Annotated in this window: 17 protein-coding genes; 11 read left to right on the top strand and 6 right to left on the bottom strand. The window is 63.9% G+C overall.

Annotated features, from left to right (window positions below; all coding sequences use genetic code 11):
- Nucleotides 1-77: 77 nt before the first annotated feature.
- Nucleotides 78-443 carry an NADH-quinone oxidoreductase subunit A gene (locus ASF60_RS00990; protein WP_056179973.1) on the bottom strand — a complete coding sequence of 122 codons (366 nt, stop codon included), beginning with the start codon at nucleotides 441-443 and terminating at the stop codon, nucleotides 78-80.
- Nucleotides 444-868: 425 nt separating this feature from the next.
- On the opposite strand from ASF60_RS00990, the gene ASF60_RS00985 reads away from it, so the two are divergent.
- From ASF60_RS00985 to ASF60_RS00975, 3 genes are all read left to right on the top strand, one after another.
- Nucleotides 869-2,002: a glycosyltransferase family 4 protein gene (locus ASF60_RS00985; protein WP_056178913.1), complete on the top strand. Its 1,134-nt coding sequence runs from the start codon at nucleotides 869-871 to the stop codon at nucleotides 2,000-2,002.
- Between the two features lie 160 nt (nucleotides 2,003-2,162).
- Entirely contained in the window at nucleotides 2,163-4,493 is a 2,331-nt protein-coding gene (locus ASF60_RS00980) for an amylo-alpha-1,6-glucosidase (protein WP_056178910.1), read from the top strand.
- A 199-nt stretch (nucleotides 4,494-4,692) separates the two neighbouring features.
- A complete protein-coding gene (locus ASF60_RS00975) occupies nucleotides 4,693-5,364 on the top strand; it encodes a hypothetical protein (protein WP_056178906.1) in 672 nt (223 codons plus the stop codon).
- 157 nt (nucleotides 5,365-5,521) lie between these two features.
- On the opposite strand, the gene infC is transcribed toward ASF60_RS00975, so the two are convergent.
- Both infC and ASF60_RS00965 read right to left on the bottom strand, forming a co-directional pair.
- Nucleotides 5,522-6,043, bottom strand: a complete 522-nt coding sequence (gene infC / locus ASF60_RS00970; protein WP_244476923.1) for a translation initiation factor IF-3 — start codon at nucleotides 6,041-6,043, stop codon at nucleotides 5,522-5,524.
- Nucleotides 6,044-6,231: 188 nt separating this feature from the next.
- Nucleotides 6,232-7,464, bottom strand: coding sequence for a glycosyltransferase family 4 protein (locus tag ASF60_RS00965; protein WP_056178901.1), 1,233 nt, complete (start codon nucleotides 7,462-7,464; stop codon nucleotides 6,232-6,234).
- Between the two features lie 182 nt (nucleotides 7,465-7,646).
- Here ASF60_RS00965 and ASF60_RS00960 point away from each other — a divergent pair, with 182 nt between their 5' ends.
- Entirely contained in the window at nucleotides 7,647-8,426 is a 780-nt protein-coding gene (locus tag ASF60_RS00960; RefSeq protein ID WP_056178898.1) for an alpha/beta hydrolase, read from the top strand.
- Here the strand turns inward: ASF60_RS00960 and ASF60_RS00955 are convergent.
- Both ASF60_RS00955 and ASF60_RS00950 read right to left on the bottom strand, forming a co-directional pair.
- A complete protein-coding gene (locus ASF60_RS00955; protein ID WP_056178895.1) occupies nucleotides 8,423-8,707 on the bottom strand; it encodes a DUF1150 family protein in 285 nt (94 codons plus the stop codon). The genes ASF60_RS00960 and ASF60_RS00955 overlap by 4 nt on opposite strands.
- A gap of 76 nt (nucleotides 8,708-8,783) precedes the next feature.
- Nucleotides 8,784-9,254, bottom strand: a complete 471-nt coding sequence (locus tag ASF60_RS00950) for an Hsp20 family protein (RefSeq protein ID WP_056178891.1) — start codon at nucleotides 9,252-9,254, stop codon at nucleotides 8,784-8,786.
- Between the two features lie 593 nt (nucleotides 9,255-9,847).
- Here ASF60_RS00950 and ASF60_RS00945 point away from each other — a divergent pair.
- The 7 genes from ASF60_RS00945 (at nucleotide 9,848) to ASF60_RS25930 (ending at nucleotide 13,972) form a co-directional block, all read left to right on the top strand.
- Nucleotides 9,848-10,234: a Tat pathway signal protein gene (locus tag ASF60_RS00945; RefSeq protein ID WP_443136719.1), complete on the top strand. Its 387-nt coding sequence runs from the start codon at nucleotides 9,848-9,850 to the stop codon at nucleotides 10,232-10,234.
- A 53-nt stretch (nucleotides 10,235-10,287) separates the two neighbouring features.
- Complete coding sequence (locus ASF60_RS00940) at nucleotides 10,288-10,980, top strand: MotA/TolQ/ExbB proton channel family protein (RefSeq protein WP_056178888.1); 693 nt, start codon at nucleotides 10,288-10,290, stop codon at nucleotides 10,978-10,980.
- A 155-nt stretch (nucleotides 10,981-11,135) separates the two neighbouring features.
- Complete coding sequence (gene tolR, locus ASF60_RS00935; RefSeq protein WP_056178885.1) at nucleotides 11,136-11,633, top strand: protein TolR; 498 nt, start codon at nucleotides 11,136-11,138, stop codon at nucleotides 11,631-11,633.
- 4 nt (nucleotides 11,634-11,637) lie between these two features.
- Nucleotides 11,638-12,714, top strand: coding sequence for a TonB family protein (locus ASF60_RS00930; protein ID WP_056178881.1), 1,077 nt, complete (start codon nucleotides 11,638-11,640; stop codon nucleotides 12,712-12,714).
- A 28-nt stretch (nucleotides 12,715-12,742) separates the two neighbouring features.
- A complete protein-coding gene (locus ASF60_RS00925) occupies nucleotides 12,743-13,273 on the top strand; it encodes a metallophosphoesterase family protein (RefSeq protein ID WP_056178878.1) in 531 nt (176 codons plus the stop codon).
- A gap of 159 nt (nucleotides 13,274-13,432) precedes the next feature.
- Nucleotides 13,433-13,741 (top strand): hypothetical protein, encoded by a 309-nt coding sequence (locus tag ASF60_RS25400; protein ID WP_082507668.1) that lies wholly within the window; start codon nucleotides 13,433-13,435, stop codon nucleotides 13,739-13,741.
- Nucleotides 13,742-13,837: 96 nt separating this feature from the next.
- Nucleotides 13,838-13,972, top strand: coding sequence for a hypothetical protein (locus ASF60_RS25930; protein ID WP_274533532.1), 135 nt, complete (start codon nucleotides 13,838-13,840; stop codon nucleotides 13,970-13,972).
- A 20-nt stretch (nucleotides 13,973-13,992) separates the two neighbouring features.
- On the opposite strand, the gene ASF60_RS00915 is transcribed toward ASF60_RS25930, so the two are convergent.
- Complete coding sequence (locus tag ASF60_RS00915) at nucleotides 13,993-14,301, bottom strand: hypothetical protein (protein ID WP_338011486.1); 309 nt, start codon at nucleotides 14,299-14,301, stop codon at nucleotides 13,993-13,995.
- Between the last annotated feature and the right edge of the window lie 43 nt (nucleotides 14,302-14,344).

Here is a 14,344-nt window from a genome sequence, read left to right as displayed (position 1 = left end):
TCAGGCTTCGGGCAGGCTGAGTTCGGATAGACGGAGCTCGAACAGGCAGGCGTAGAGCAAGCTGTGATTCGTGAGCGCTAGTCCCACTCGAGCGCGCCCTTGCGCCACTCGTAGACGAACCCCACGGTCAGAACCCCAAGAAACGCCATCATCGACCACATTCCGAACCAACCGAGCTCACCGAACGTGATCGCCCATGGGAAAAGAAAGGCGACCTCGAGGTCGAAGATGATGAACAGGATTGCAACGAGATAGAAACGCACGTCAAACTTCATCCGCGCGTCATCAAAGGCGTTGAAACCACATTCGTAAGCTGAAAGCTTCTCGGGATCGGGGCTGTTATAAGCAACCAGGAAGGGGGCGACGAGCAGAGCTACGGCGATGAATCCCGAAACGCCGATAAAGACGATGAGCGGCAGATAGTCTGCCATCAGGCCGGTCATGCAGGACCCCTCGTGTTCGCGGGCGATTGCGACGCCCTGAGCGCCGTCGGCCACGTGGAATTGCTCCAATGCCAGACTGCGCAGGCGCGAGGCTTAGACGACCCCCTGGGGTGAAACAAGGGCATCGTGCGTCGCACAAAATCTCGCATGCATCCCAGGTAGTTCTTCGCCCGATCCACACAACACGACGGATGCGCGCAGGGTCGCCCCAGGGGGCCTCCTGGTGGGCACGAGCGAAGACTGATTCATCATACCGGACAGTGACCAGCGCGAGGATATCGGGGACATCCTGGGCCATTTGTCAGGGAGATCTGGCGGCAGGCGCGGATGGGGAACCATAACCTTGGCCGTCCGTTTCGTTCATGTCCCACTCAGGCCGGATCGCGTTAGGTCGGCGCAACATTCGACCTCACAGGAGACGCTTCGTGCGCATTGCCCAGATTGCTCCGCTGTCGGAGGCCGTACCCCCGAAGTTCTATGGTGGGACCGAACGCGTGGTCTCGTGGATCACGGAAGAGCTGGTTCGTCAGGGCCACGACGTCACTTTGTTCGCGAGCGGCGACTCTGAGACGTCCGCCAAGCTCGCGGCCTGCACGCCGGAGGGCCTGAGGTTGCTGGGCTATCGCGACCATACCGCAAGCCATCTTGCGATGCTCCACCATGTGCACAAACGGGCACATGAGTTCGATATCCTGCACTTTCATATCGACCTCTTGCAGTATCCGATGTTCGAGGACCTGAACCACAAGTGCCTCACCACGATGCACGGTCGCCTCGATGTGCCGGATTTCATGCCGGTCTATCGGACCTTCACGGGCATGCCCTTGGTGTCGATCTCAGACAACCAACGTGATCCGATGCCGGAGAACGTGAATTGGCTCTCGACGATTCATCACGGCCTGCCAGCACAGAACTGCCCGTTCTATCCTGAGGCCAAGGGCGGCTATCTCGCCTTCCTCGGCCGCATCTCGCCGGAAAAGCGGCCCGACCGGGCCATCGAGATGGCCATCCGCTCGGGCGTGCCGCTCAAAATCGCCGCCAAGGTCGACAAGGCTGACCAGGACTATTGGGACGAGGTCATCGAGCCGATGATTCATCATCCCCTCATCGAGTTCATCGGCGAGATCAACGAGGAGCAGAAGAAGGACTTCCTCGGAAACGCACTCGCCCTCGCCTTCCCGATCGACTGGCCGGAGCCCTTCGGCCTCGTCATGATCGAGGCGATGTCGGCTGGAACCCCCGTAATCGCATTCCGCAACGGCTCCGTGCCGGAGGTCATTGCCGATGGCATCTCGGGCGTCTTGTGCGATTCGATGGATGATGCGGTCGCGGCAGTCGATAAAGTCAAGTCGATGAGCCGAGCCGGGGTGCGCAAGCACTTTGAGGGGAACTTCACCGCTGAGTGCATGGTGCGCAAGTACGTGGCGGCCTACGAGCAATTGCTCACTGGCACCAATTCAGTGATCAAGCTTCCGCATGCGGGATCTTTCACGTCCCACTACGGCGAGTTGAATGGCTCGGCGCTGCCGCAGATCTCGGTCGCCGCCATGCCGGCCTGATCCGGCCAAACCTCGGTCTTTGCGGATCCGATTCTGCTGCTTCCGGAGCGGGCTGGCGCCGCAAGATTGCCGCACTACCTCTGCCACTGAGGGCCGCCGCGCCGCACTTTGCGACCGGCGGCTCTTTCGATTCGACCCCCCTTTTCGGAGATGCGCAGGCATGGCAGCGGATACACTGAAGGCGACCTCCGAGCCCGCAAGCGAGACGCGGATTTCTCAAGGCTTCCAGGATGCCGACGAAGTTCTGCCGCAGTACCATATCGAAGCGCAGACATCCCTGGTCGAACGCCCACTCCGCTCGCTGAAATACGGCGAAGCCTTCGCGGTTCTCGACAGCTACGGCGACATTGGAGTGCTGCCGGGTCCTGAAGGACTCTACTTCCAGGACACGCGCTATCTCTCCCGCATGCACGTCACCATCGAGGACCAGCGCCCCCTGCTGCTCTCCTCTGTGATGCAGGACGACAACGGCGCGCTCAGCGTCGACATGACGACGCCCGATATTCGCATCGACGCTCACGACGAGACCACGATCCCGCGTGAGTTGATCGCGATCGAGCGCACCAAGTTCCTGTTCAAGGGTGCGTGCTACGACCGGATCGGTCTACGCAATTACGATTCCCGCCATTGGCACCTCAAGGTCGCCGTCACCTTCGACGCGGATTTCCGCGACCTGTTCGAAGTTCGCGGCATGGATCGCCCGGTGCGCGGCAAGCGCAGCGTGCAGGTGGCGAGCGATGCTGAGGTCCAGTTCCGTTACGCCGGCCTCGACGAGGTGGTACGGACCACAAGTCTCCACTTCGGTCCGAAGCCGAAGCATATCGAGCCGGGCCGGGCCGAGTTCGTCGTTTCCCTGCCGCCCGGGGGGCGCGCCTCGCTGTTCCTCCGCGTCGTCTTTGAATCGCACCGCGCCTTCACCAGCGCGCCTGCCGCGGAGCGCGTCGGTGAAGATGCGGCCGCCGGGCTATCCCATGCCGCCGGCAGCACGGCCTCCGCGCGCCATCCGAAGGGCCTTGCCGAGGGTGTGATCTTCGCGCGGGCATATCGCGACTCGCGCCGTGATCTGCGGCAGCTCACCGCCGGCATCACCACGATCATTTCGTCGAACGACCAGTTCAACGAGGCCGCCTGTCGCGCAACCGCCGATCTTTATATGCTGGCGAGCCGGACGCCGGAGGGCATCTATCCGTTTGCTGGGATCCCCTGGTACTCGACGGTGTTCGGGCGCGACGGCATCATCACCGCCATGATGGCGCTTTGGATCGATCCGAACTTCGGAAAGGGCGTGCTGCGTTACCTCGCGTCGACGCAGGCCAAGGCGATCGACCCGGCCGCGGACGCGCAGCCCGGCAAGGTGCTGCACGAGACCCGTCGCGGCGAAATGGCCATGCTCGGCGAGGTGCCCTTCCGCCACTACTACGGTACCATCGACGGTACGCCACTCTTCGTGATGCTGGCCTGGGAATACTACGCGGTCACGGGCGACCTGGAAACCATCTCGGCGATCTGGCCGGCGCTCGAATTGGCGCTGGACTGGATGAACAAGTACGGCGACCGCGACGGCGACGGCTTCGTCGAATACGCTCGGGACACGGACAAGGGTCTCGAAAATCAGGGCTGGAAGGACAGCCACGATTCGATCTTCCATACCGATGGGAACCTCGCCAAGGGCCCCATCGCCCTCTGTGAGGTCCAAGGTTACGTGTATGCGGCGAAGAATGGGGCGGCTAAGCTCGCCTCCCTTCTCGGCCGGGACGACCTTGCCCAGCGTCTCGGCGAGGAAGCCAAGGCGCTCCGGCAGAATTTCGACAAGGCGTTCTGGTGCGAGGCGATCGGCACCTACGCCCTCGCGCTCGATGGCGAAAAGCGCCAATGCGCAGTCCGCTCCTCGAACGCCGGCCACGCGCTCTTCACCGGCATCGCGTTGCCAGAGCGTGCGGCCAGTGTCGCGGCCAACCTGCTGTCGAAGGACGGCTTCAACGGCTGGGGCGTGCGTACGATCGCCCGCGGCGAGGCTCGGTACAACCCGATGTCCTACCACAACGGTTCGATCTGGCCGCACGACAACGCCCTGATCGCCTTGGGGCTGGCGCGCTATGATCTCAAGCCCGAAGCCTCGCGCATCTTCCAGGGCATGTTCGATACGGCTTTGTACCAGGATCAGAAGCGGTTGCCGGAGCTGTTCTGCGGCTTCATGCGGCGCCATCAGCGAGGACCAGTTTCCTACCCGGTGGCCTGCTCACCGCAGGCCTGGGCTGCTGCGGCGCCCTTCGCCTTCCTGGCGGCTTGCCTGGGTCTGGAAATCGACCATGACCGCAACCGGGTCCGCTTCCGCAACCCGACCCTGCCGCCCTTCCTCGACGGCGTCTCGATCTTCAACCTGAAGATCGGCACCTCGCGGGTGGATCTGCGCCTGCAACGCTATGGCGAGGACGTCACCGTGAACGTTCTGCGCCGCACGGGGGATGCGCAGATCTCGTTGCTCAAATGATTCGATCGGGCGGCGCCTGAAACGTCGGTCTCCGGCGTCGTCCCTTCGTTTTCGCACTCTATGCCAGCGAATACCTTCCGGTCAGACATACGAATTTCGGCACGCGCTTACACAGAAGACTGTGGCACGCCCCCGCGCTGAGGATCGGCCTACAGCAGCTCTGAAGTGGGAAAGGCTCAAACCGAGACTGATATCAAGCATGCTTGTCGTGCTCTGTAGCCTCGTCCTGGCCGCTGCACGGGCCGACGTGAGGGTCGATGACATCCGCGAGGGCGAGCAGATCGCACATCCCGCGGCTGCATCGGACAGCTGTTCCTATCTGCTGTTCGTACCTCACGGCTACCCAGCGATGCCGCGCCAGGAATGGCCACTCGTGATTTATCTCCACCGCGCGGGCAGCCTCGGCGACGATCTGGATCTCGGGAAGCTATGGGGATTGCCCAAAGCCCTCACTTCGCACCCGGGCACACCGTTCTTCGTTTTCTCGCCGCAGGCCAAGGGCAGCCTTCAGATCGGTGGACGGTGGAAAACGGAGCGGATCAAGCGGTTGCTCGCCGACCTGCGCGGCATCTACAGAATCGATGCGAGCCTCATTTATCCGACAGGTTGGTCCATCGGCGGAAACGAGACTTGGCGCTGGGCAGTTAAGCAGCCCCATCTCTTTGCCGCCGCAGTGCCGATCGGAGGACATGGTAACCTCAACCGGGATGCCGATTTGCTGACGGTCTGCGCGTCAAAGGATATGCCGCTCTCGGCCTTTGACGGAGATCACGCCGCCAGACAAAGCAACCAAAGTCGTCGAGGCTCTCTACCGATGTCGCGGGGGCACACAGCAGCCTCGCCTGACCATCCTGCCCGCGACCGGCCATAACGCCGCCGATCCGGCCTAAGCTGTCCGGCCTTGTGGCTGCGGATGCTTAAACGGCGGCGGTCGACCGTGCCTTCGCTGGTCGCTCCTTCAGTCAACCAAAAAGGCGCCGTTCCGGAGGGAACGACGCCTTGATCAATTCCTACCTCAGACGGCTGCTTTAGCGCGGTGCCAGGATCATGATCATCTGGCGTCCCTCGAGCATCGGCTCGCTCTCGACCTTGGCAATCTCCTGAGTTTCGTTCTTGACCCGCTCGAGCAGGCGCAACCCGATATCCTGGTGCGCCATCTCACGGCCGCGGAAGCGCAGGGTCACCTTGACCTTATCACCTTCCTCGAAGAATCGAATCACGGCCTTCATCTTGGTGTCGTAGTCGTGCTTGTCGATGCCGGGACGGAGCTTGATCTCCTTGACCTCGACCGTCTTCTGCTTCTTGCGCGCTTCGTTCTGCTTCTTCTGCTCGTTGAAGCGGAAGCGGCCGTAATCGAGAAGCTTACAGACGGGAGGAACGGAGTTCGGAGCGATCTCGACGAGATCGAGGCCTGCCTCCTCGGCCAAGGCGATGGCGTCGAAGAAGGCGACGACGCCACGGTTCTGCCCGGTGTCGTCGATGAGCTGCACTTCGCGAACGCCACGGATATCCCGGTTGGCGCGCGGCCCGTCCTTCTGCGGGGCCGGCATAGCTCTCATAGGTCTACGAATGGCTTTGTTCTCCTAGTGAAACGACGAAACGGCAGCCCGCGAACCCAAGCCCCGTTTGGGGTCGATCCTGGCCACCCATCGCTCGCGAAATTCGTTGCGACACCTTGGCGAAAGTCTCGTGCAAGTCAACACGGTCGTCGCCGTTTGGTTCATCGGGTCCGACGCGGTCATCGGTGCGTGGCAAGCGCCTGCTTCGCAAGGAGGTCTGCGTAGACCGCGAGCGTATCGCCCACCATCCCCTCCAACGAAAAATGGGCTTCCACATGCACCCGTCCGCGGCGGGTCATGGCATCACGGGCACTCGCACCGAGCGAGAGCGCTTCGCAGAGGGCATCGGCCAAAGCCGCCGCATCACCGGGAGGAACCCGCCATCCCGTCCGCTGCGAAGTCGGCACCTCCGGCGGCGACAGCACCGTCTCCGGCACGGCACCGAGATCCGACACGATCACGGGCGTCCCGAGCGCCTGCGCCTCGACCGCGGAGCGCCCGAAAGCTTCCGGCTCCACCGATGGGACCGCAACGACGGAGGCTGCCCGGAACGCTGCGGGCATGTCGGCGCAATGCCCGACCCGATGCACGATGCCCCGCAGGCCGCGGGCGGCGACAAGGGCGTCGAGCTCGCGCTCGTAGGCGACGCGCCCCTGCGGGTCGCCGGCCAGCACGATCGCGACGTCGGTGACGCCCCGGTCCCGCATCAGGGCTGCTGCCTCGATGAGGACGCGCTGTCCCTTCCACGCGGTCAAGCGCGCGGCCAACAACACGACGCGCTCGTGAGGGGCGACACCCCAGGCCCGTCGCAGAGCCTCGACCCGGGCCGGGAGGACCGCGGCAGGCGTAAACAGGGAGAGATCGGTTCCGCGATGGATGACCCGGATCCGGTCGCCTGCCTGCTCCGGATGCAGAGAGCGGATCAGGGCCGCGGTATAATGCGAGTTGGCGATGACGACATCGCCGCGCGCCATCACGGAGTTGTACAGGACCTTGACGCCCGTTCGGCCGGAATAACTCCCGTGATAAGTGGTGACGAAGGGAAGCTTCATGCGGCGAGCGGCACCGAGCGCCACCCAGGCCGGCGCCCGCGAACGAGCGTGGACAATCTGCACCCCCTCACGCCGGCAAAGCCGCGCGAGCCGCCCGACATTCAACGCCATGGCGAATGGGTTCTTCGAAGCCGCCGGGAAGGGAAGCCAGACCCCTCCTTTCGCCTGCAACTCGCCCACCAGGCGCCCGCCCTCGGTGGCCACCAGGGCTCGGGCACCGGCGGCTGCGAGAGCTGCGGCGACATCGACGGTCGTACGCTCGGCACCGCCTGCGTCCAGTTCGGGGATAATCTGCAGGATGGTGGCACCGGAGAGCGGCGCGCGCTCGCTCGGAAATCCGCCGCGGACCTCGCCGTTCATAATACGCGCGCCGAGACGGCCCGAAGTTCGAGAGACGATTTCGGGTAGTCTTCCCGAAAGTGGCAGCGTCCGTCCGGCGTATCGGTCATGGACGCAGCTTGAACGCTGCGCTTTACGGCTCGGTAAACGAAATGCGAAAGCGATGCATTCAGTTCGAGGCACCGTCGAGCCAAGGTTGAGAAATGACGTCTGCGCAGGGCGAAGCTCCCGAATTCATCGTCGTCGGCGAAGGGGGAAAGGCACGACGAATCGCGGTGCGATGCCGGGCCGGCGATGGCTCCCCGATCGTCTGGCTCGGAGGCTTCCGCTCCGATATGGGCGCGACGAAGGCGATGGCACTCGATGCTTGGGCCGAACGGAATGGACGTGCATTCGTCCGATTCGACTATACCGGGCACGGTGAATCGGACGGTGTTTTTGCCGAATCTACCCTTTCGACGTGGCTTGCGGACGCCCAGGCGGTCATCGAAACCTTCGCGCCGAAGCGCCCGCTGCTGGTCGGATCATCGATGGGGGGGTGGATCGCCTGCCTTGTCGCGCAGGCTCTCACGAAACAGCAGAGGCCGCCATCAGGGCTCGTTCTCATAGCCCCGGCACTGGATTTCACGCAGGACCTGCTCTGGGAGCGTTTCAGCCCGGATATCCGCGCCACGATCGAACGAGACGGGGCTTGGTTGAGGCCCAGCGCCTATGATCCGTCCCCGGTGCCGATTACCAAAGCCCTCATCGCGGACGGACGAAGGCACCGCTTGCTTGGCAATGCCTTCGATCCAGGCTGTCCGGTTCACATCCTGCAGGGCATGGACGATCCCGATGTTCCCTATACGCACGCCTTGAAGGTGGTCCAATCCCTGCCGAAGGCCGGCACGCTGCTCACCCTCATCGCCGACGGAGACCACCGCCTGTCCCGACCGCAAGATCTCGCACGGCTGGTTAGGGCAGTGACCGACATGTCAGCCTAGTGAAGACTGACCGTGTACAGATCGTTGGCTGCGGCATTGGCCACGATCGCATCGCGCGAATCGGCCAACAGGATCGGCGCGCCGCTGGCGGACAGGAGAGCGAACAGGTCGAGACCAGGCGTGAGATCGGGAGCCTGCGGGAAGATGCGCTTCACCTCATCGGATCGGATAGCGCGCACATAGGCAATGTGCCCCTCACCCAAAGCCGCCAGATCGGCCGCGTTGAACTCGGCCGGGTCGAGATCGGCCTCGGTGATCAGATTGGTGTTGAACTCGGTCATGGACTGCCCTCCTTCTTGGCAGAGCGGTACACCGGGATCGCTTCCCGGTGGTCTATATGCGTTGAAGCCCCCAACATCACACCTCGTCGCGGGATGCGATGGCAATCTTGCGCACGATCCGGTCCGGCTCAGGCCGGGTCAGATCGATAGAAAGCAGGCCGTTGGATAGATCGGCACCCATCACCTCCATGCCGTCGGCAAGCAGGAAGGCCCGCTGAAACTGTCGCGCTGCGATGCCGCGATGGAGGAACTGCCGGGTCTTGTCGTCCATCTGCCGACCCCGCACCACGAGTTGGCTCTCCTCGAGCATCACATCGAGTTGGTCGCGGGTGAAGCCTGCGACTGCGAGGGTGATGCGAAGACGCTCCGGCTGTTGCTCGGTGCGTGGCAGCCGCTCGATGTTATAGGGCGGATAGCCATCATTAGCCGCCTTCGACACGCGGTCGAGGGCCTGCTCGATTTCGTCGAAACCGAGAAGAAAAGGGTGTCCGAACGGAGAGGGCCGAGTCGTCACAAACGCATGTCCTTCCAGCGAAGCCCGAAACATTGTTTCATGAGGCACTTCGGTGATCGGGGCCCGCCTGCGCAGCACCCCTTCCGGAGATCGCTCGCCGGTTACAGCGATATGGAGGTGGCTGCTGGGTGCATCAAGGGTCTGATGCATCAAGGGCTTGGTGCATCCTGGGTCTGGCCGGGATGCGCCATCTGCCTAACCTGCCATAAGCTCGGGTATTCTCGGCATTTCACCCCAGGATACTATGGCACATTGTAAGCTTGGCCACCGGAAGGCCGACGAGTAACAGTTTGGAATTCCTCTGATATTCGGCCCGGACCTTGATCTACGGTCACGACCTCGGATATGCCGGCCTCGCATGATGAGCGCCCCGAACGCGGTCTTCTGATCTCGTCCTATGGCGCATGTCGAATCGAACCCGTGCCCTCCCGGTCCGTTGCGACTGATTGTCGAGCCGGACCCCCGAGCAGGCGTCGGGAGCGTCGCGGAGGGCGACGGGACCCTTGAATGGAGCGCGCTGCGTGATCAGAGAACGGTCTTTGCAAAGTATCAAGACACATGCAGCGCGGCACCTCGTGTCAGGCCTCGCCTCCCTGACGATTCTCGCTGGCTTCGGCGGCGTGACGATGGCTCAGGACAAGGCCGCAGCGCAGGACAGCAAGGGACCTATTCTGAAGCTGGAATTGAACCGCCTGGAACCGGCGGGTGAGTCGTGCCGGACCTACCTCCTGGTCGATAACAGCCGAGGCCAGGCACTGAAATCCTTGAAGGTCGATCTCTTCGCGTTCGACAACGACGGGATCGCTCAGAAGCGCCTTGCCGTGGAACTCGGCCCCGTCCAGGACCGCAAGACAATGGTTCGGCTGTTCGACTTCCCGGCGATCGCCTGCCCGAAGATCGGCCGGGTCCTTCTCAACGATGTGCTCTCCTGTGAGGGCGGCGACGCCAGTCGCGAAACCTGCCTCGAGCGGATCGAGACCGAGAGCAAAACGGCAGCGACGTTCACGCGCTGAGCGGCGCCCTTCTTCCTATCGTCAGAAACCCGCACGCACCGAGAGAGCCCGCCATGGACCCGACAGCCGCGCCGGCCGGAGTCGCCCACGACTTATCCTTCTTCGGACTGTTCCTGCAGGCCGATCCGATCGTGAAGGGCGTCATGCTCCTGCTCGTGGTCGCCTCGATCGCGTGCTGGACCGTCGTGTTCGAGAAGATCGTACGGGTTGCGGCCGCCAAGCGTCAGGCTCGCGCCTTCGATGCCCTGGTGCGCTCCGGAGGCGCGCTGGAAGCCTCCGGTGGTGGCATCGACGCCCAGATCACGGGAGCTGCCGTCGAGGCTTGGCGCGATCAGGATGCCACCGAGACCCGTGCCGAGCGGCGCGATCGCATCGAGCGCGCGATGCGGGCCGCCCTGACTTCACGCATCAAGCGCTTGCAGACCGGGCTACCGTTGCTGGCCACCGCCGGCTCGACGGCGCCGTTCATCGGTCTGTTCGGCACGGTGTGGGGCATCATGAATTCGTTCTCGTCGATCGCGAAGAGCCAGGATACCTCCCTCGCCGTCGTAGCCCCCGGCATCGCCGAGGCACTGTTCGCAACGGCCATCGGCCTCATCGTCGCCATCCCGGCGGTCATGGCCTACAACAAGCTCATCAACGATGTCGGCCGGGTTCAGTCGAGCTTCATTTCGACCATCGGAATTCTCGGCAACCGACTCGCCCGCGACCGGACTGTCCACGGACGCGCCGCCGCAGCGGAATGACGGTGCGGATTGCAGCGGTGATCTCTCGGGCCTGATCGGGTTCCAGGTCAATTCAGAGCCGTTTCGGTACCACGACAGCGCCGATTCAGACACAGCAATCTCTGCGATGGGCCGGCTTACGGTCGTCCACCCTGGCCCCGGAGGGCCGCTTCACGATGGCAATGGGTTCGATCCGCGCCGGCGGCGGCGATGACGAGGATGGCCTCGACGCGGCGCCGATGTCCGAGATCAACGTCACCCCGATGGTCGACGTCATGCTCGTGCTGCTCATCATCTTCATGGTAGCCGCGCCCCTGATGACGACGGGCGTGCCGGTACAGCTCCCGAAAACGACCGCTCAGAAGGTAGCGCAGGCCCAGAAACCGCTCGAGATCTCCATCGATAAAGATGGCAAGCCTTATCTCGCCAAGGAAGAACTGTTCCCGGATACGATCCTGCCACGTCTGCGGACATTGGCAGCGCAGGATCCCAACCAGGTCATGCTGGTGCGCGGGGATCGCGACGTCCCCTATGGTCGGGTCATGGAAGTGATGGGGCTCGTCGGACAGGCGGGATTCTCCAAGGTCTCGCTGATCGCGCAATCACCCGGCGGCGCGCTGCCCTCGGCACCGGCGGCCCCTGCCCCTGCCGCCGCCAGCGGAACGCCACGCTGATCTCATGAGTGTCCTTCAACCCCCGAGCGCCTTCGCAACGACACGCGGCCCGGAGCGGCAAGGCCCATCCGGCCTCGCCTATGCTTTCCTGGTCGCTCTCGCGCTGCACATCGCGGCTCTCGTCGGCATGATGGTGTTCGGCGCCGCGCCAACGGCACCTCCTGGCGAAAACATCGTCACGATCGATCTCGCCCCGCAGATGACGGAGGCAGATACACAGTCGCCAGCCGAGCAAGCCGCGTCGAGCCCGGCTCCGCCCGAAGCGAACCCCGTCGAAACACCGGAAGCCGAGCCGGTGGTGAAGCCGATGGAGACGACGGAGGTCGCCCCACCGGAAGCCACCACGCCGCCGCCACCGGACGCGACACCCGTCGCCCCGGAAGCCACCACGATGGCCGAGCCGACGGATGCGCCGGTGCAGCCACCGGTGGAGGCGGTGGCGGAGCCGCCGCCGGAGGATCAGGTCATCACCTCGTCGGCGCCGGAAGCGCCCGCGCTGGCTCCGCCGCCACCCACCGTGGCGGTCGCTCCCAAGCCAACGGAAATCGAGAAGCCGAAGCCCGACCCGGCCAAGATCCTCGAAGCCAAGCGGGAGGCGAAGCGAAAGGCCGACCGTGAGGCTCGCCTGAAGGCAGAGCAAGAGGAGCGGCGCGAAGCCGCCAAAGAGGCGAAGGCCAAGGCCGCCAAGGAAGCGGCCCGCCGTGCGGCCGCGACCGCCAGCCAGGGGCGTGCGCAGCAGAACTCCGCGTCCGCGTCCCGTCAGAGCAGTGCCGGCGCTGCCGCCGGCGGCAATGACCCGAACGCCCTGCGCGCCTGGCAAGGTATGCTGAGCTCCGCCATTCGCGGCCGGATGAACGCCAATGCGGCGGCGGGGACCAGCGGCGGCGTCGCTGTGGTGCGATTCACCGTGTCCCGCTCCGGGCAGGTTCTGAGTGCGGGCCTTGCCAGCAGCAGCGGCATCGGTGCGATCGACAGCGCAGCCCTGGCGACCGTACGCGGCTCGCTTCCGCCCGCACCCGCCGGCATCACTCTGAGCAGCCTGGCCGTGACCGTCCCGCTGCGCTTCAGCCCAGGGCGGTAATCGAGGTGTCCGGCAGTAGGCGCTGATCATGCCGGTGTGGTTCACCAGCGACACGCATTTCGGAGATTCGCGGGTCCTGCGGATCGACAAGCGTCCCTATACGGACCTTGCGGCTCACGACGCAGCCTTGATCACCGCCTGGAGTGCCGTGGTGAAGCCGGAGGATGAGGTCTGGCATCTCGGCGACTTCGCTCTCGGCCCTTCGGACACCCGCATCGCCGAGATCCTCGCATCCCTTCCCGGAACCAAGCACCTGATCGTTGGCAACAACGATGGGCCTGGGACGCTGCACGCATCAGACTGGACGTCGGTTTCGCACTACGCCGAACTCACCGTCGACGACCGTCGCCTCGTTCTCTGCCACTACGCCTTTCGCACTTGGAACGGGATCGGGCGGGGGGCCATCAATCTGCATGGGCACTCGCACAACCGCCTGAAGCCCATACCCCGACAGTATGATGTCGGAATTGACGCTCAGGGTCCTGCTCCGGTCAGTCTTGCAGCGATCCTGACCTCCCGCCGCAAGCGGACGGCAGCGCACAAAAGCGTGGAACCTTAGCGGCGGGTCCGCCGTTTCCGGAACCTGAACGCAGGATGAGCAGCGCAACGCCTATTTCGTTTTGGGCCAAGCCAACTCTCAACTTGCGGACACTCTCGAACGATCCGTGAATTCAATTCACCGGCCGCACGCCCCAGTGTCCACATCTCAGGTGTTTCCATGCGTCACCCGCTTCGACTTACGCTCGGCACGATGCTCCTTATCAGTCTCGCGGCTCCTGCCCTCGCAGCCCCTGCCTGTCTCGATGCGCAGCGCAAAATCGATGAGGCCAACGCGCTCCGCTTCCAGTTCCGCCAAGAGGCTCGGCTCGGCAACCACGATCGCGCCTGTGACACGCTGGACGAGATTGGAGACCGCTATGCGGATGCCCGGGATGCATTCGAGGATTGCGGTGCCGGCGTCGTCGCTATCGACCTGCGCAGTGAAGCTCGCGCTCTGCGGGCTGCCAAAGCTGCGCACCGCTGCTGACTGACAGGGTGCGGACCCGCACGCCCCTCCGGACCCGAACGATGCACCTTCCCATCCCACCCGGCCGATGATTCGCCGCCGCCAAGGTCAGCCCTGATGAACACCACCGCCGACGTGAACGCCCTCCACCGTAACCCGGCCATCGGCCCGTCCTTCGCGGCAGCCCTGTGCGGCTTCCTCAGCACCACCGTGGCGACCACGATGGTGATGTTCCTGATCAGCAGCATCTGACTACCCGGCCTCTCCCGCCTTCAGGGAGCGACAAACCAGAACCGACGCTTTGAGAACAGCATGTCGGGCTGTCCAACGGTCGCCAGCGGGCGACAGGCAGGATCAAGGCGGTTGGTGGCCGGAGATTTGGCTGCCGGCATCAGGAGCGCATTCGAGACGGGAAACAGTCCCAGCTTGGCCTGGACGCTCGGATGTCGGACGGCCGAGATCGTGACCAGCCCGACCAGGAGGCCGCCCGCCATCGTCCCCAGAATGAAGTTCATCATGATGGTGGAATCCGGCGCCCGTCGCGTGGTCTGCGCGGGCGCGACCTTTCCCTCGCCGCTCATCTCGGCATGATTACGGCATAGGTTGATATTACGATCCCTTAAT

It is taken from the genome of Methylobacterium sp. Leaf113 (genome assembly GCF_001423325.1).
Lineage (GTDB): Bacteria > Pseudomonadota > Alphaproteobacteria > Rhizobiales > Beijerinckiaceae > Methylobacterium.
Note: the sequence above shows the minus strand (reverse complement) of the source record. Positions and strands in the feature narration are given on the sequence as shown.

Bases quoted from the DNA above. Each gene is read 5' to 3' on its own strand.
- ASF60_RS25400 (WP_082507668.1), top strand. From the start codon at position 13,433: ATGCGTCACCCGCTTCGACTTACGCTCGGCACGATGCTCCTTATCAGT.
- ASF60_RS00940 (WP_056178888.1), top strand. From the start codon at position 10,288: ATGGACCCGACAGCCGCGCCGGCCGGAGTCGCCCACGACTTATCCTTC.
- ASF60_RS00930 (WP_056178881.1), top strand. From the start codon at position 11,638: ATGAGTGTCCTTCAACCCCCGAGCGCCTTCGCAACGACACGCGGCCCG.
- ASF60_RS00975 (WP_056178906.1), top strand. From the start codon at position 4,693: ATGCTTGTCGTGCTCTGTAGCCTCGTCCTGGCCGCTGCACGGGCCGAC.
- infC (WP_244476923.1), bottom strand. From the start codon at position 6,043: ATGCCGGCCCCGCAGAAGGACGGGCCGCGCGCCAACCGGGATATCCGT.
- ASF60_RS00915 (WP_338011486.1), bottom strand. From the start codon at position 14,301: ATGAGCGGCGAGGGAAAGGTCGCGCCCGCGCAGACCACGCGACGGGCG.
- ASF60_RS00965 (WP_056178901.1), bottom strand. From the start codon at position 7,464: ATGAACGGCGAGGTCCGCGGCGGATTTCCGAGCGAGCGCGCGCCGCTC.
- ASF60_RS00925 (WP_056178878.1), top strand. From the start codon at position 12,743: ATGCCGGTGTGGTTCACCAGCGACACGCATTTCGGAGATTCGCGGGTC.
- ASF60_RS00980 (WP_056178910.1), top strand. From the start codon at position 2,163: ATGGCAGCGGATACACTGAAGGCGACCTCCGAGCCCGCAAGCGAGACG.
- ASF60_RS25930 (WP_274533532.1), top strand. From the start codon at position 13,838: ATGAACACCACCGCCGACGTGAACGCCCTCCACCGTAACCCGGCCATC.
- ASF60_RS00945 (WP_443136719.1), top strand. From the start codon at position 9,848: ATGGCTCAGGACAAGGCCGCAGCGCAGGACAGCAAGGGACCTATTCTG.
- ASF60_RS00955 (WP_056178895.1), bottom strand. From the start codon at position 8,707: ATGACCGAGTTCAACACCAATCTGATCACCGAGGCCGATCTCGACCCG.
- ASF60_RS00990 (WP_056179973.1), bottom strand. From the start codon at position 443: ATGACCGGCCTGATGGCAGACTATCTGCCGCTCATCGTCTTTATCGGC.
- ASF60_RS00960 (WP_056178898.1), top strand. From the start codon at position 7,647: ATGACGTCTGCGCAGGGCGAAGCTCCCGAATTCATCGTCGTCGGCGAA.
- ASF60_RS00950 (WP_056178891.1), bottom strand. From the start codon at position 9,254: ATGTTTCGGGCTTCGCTGGAAGGACATGCGTTTGTGACGACTCGGCCC.
- tolR (WP_056178885.1), top strand. From the start codon at position 11,136: ATGGCAATGGGTTCGATCCGCGCCGGCGGCGGCGATGACGAGGATGGC.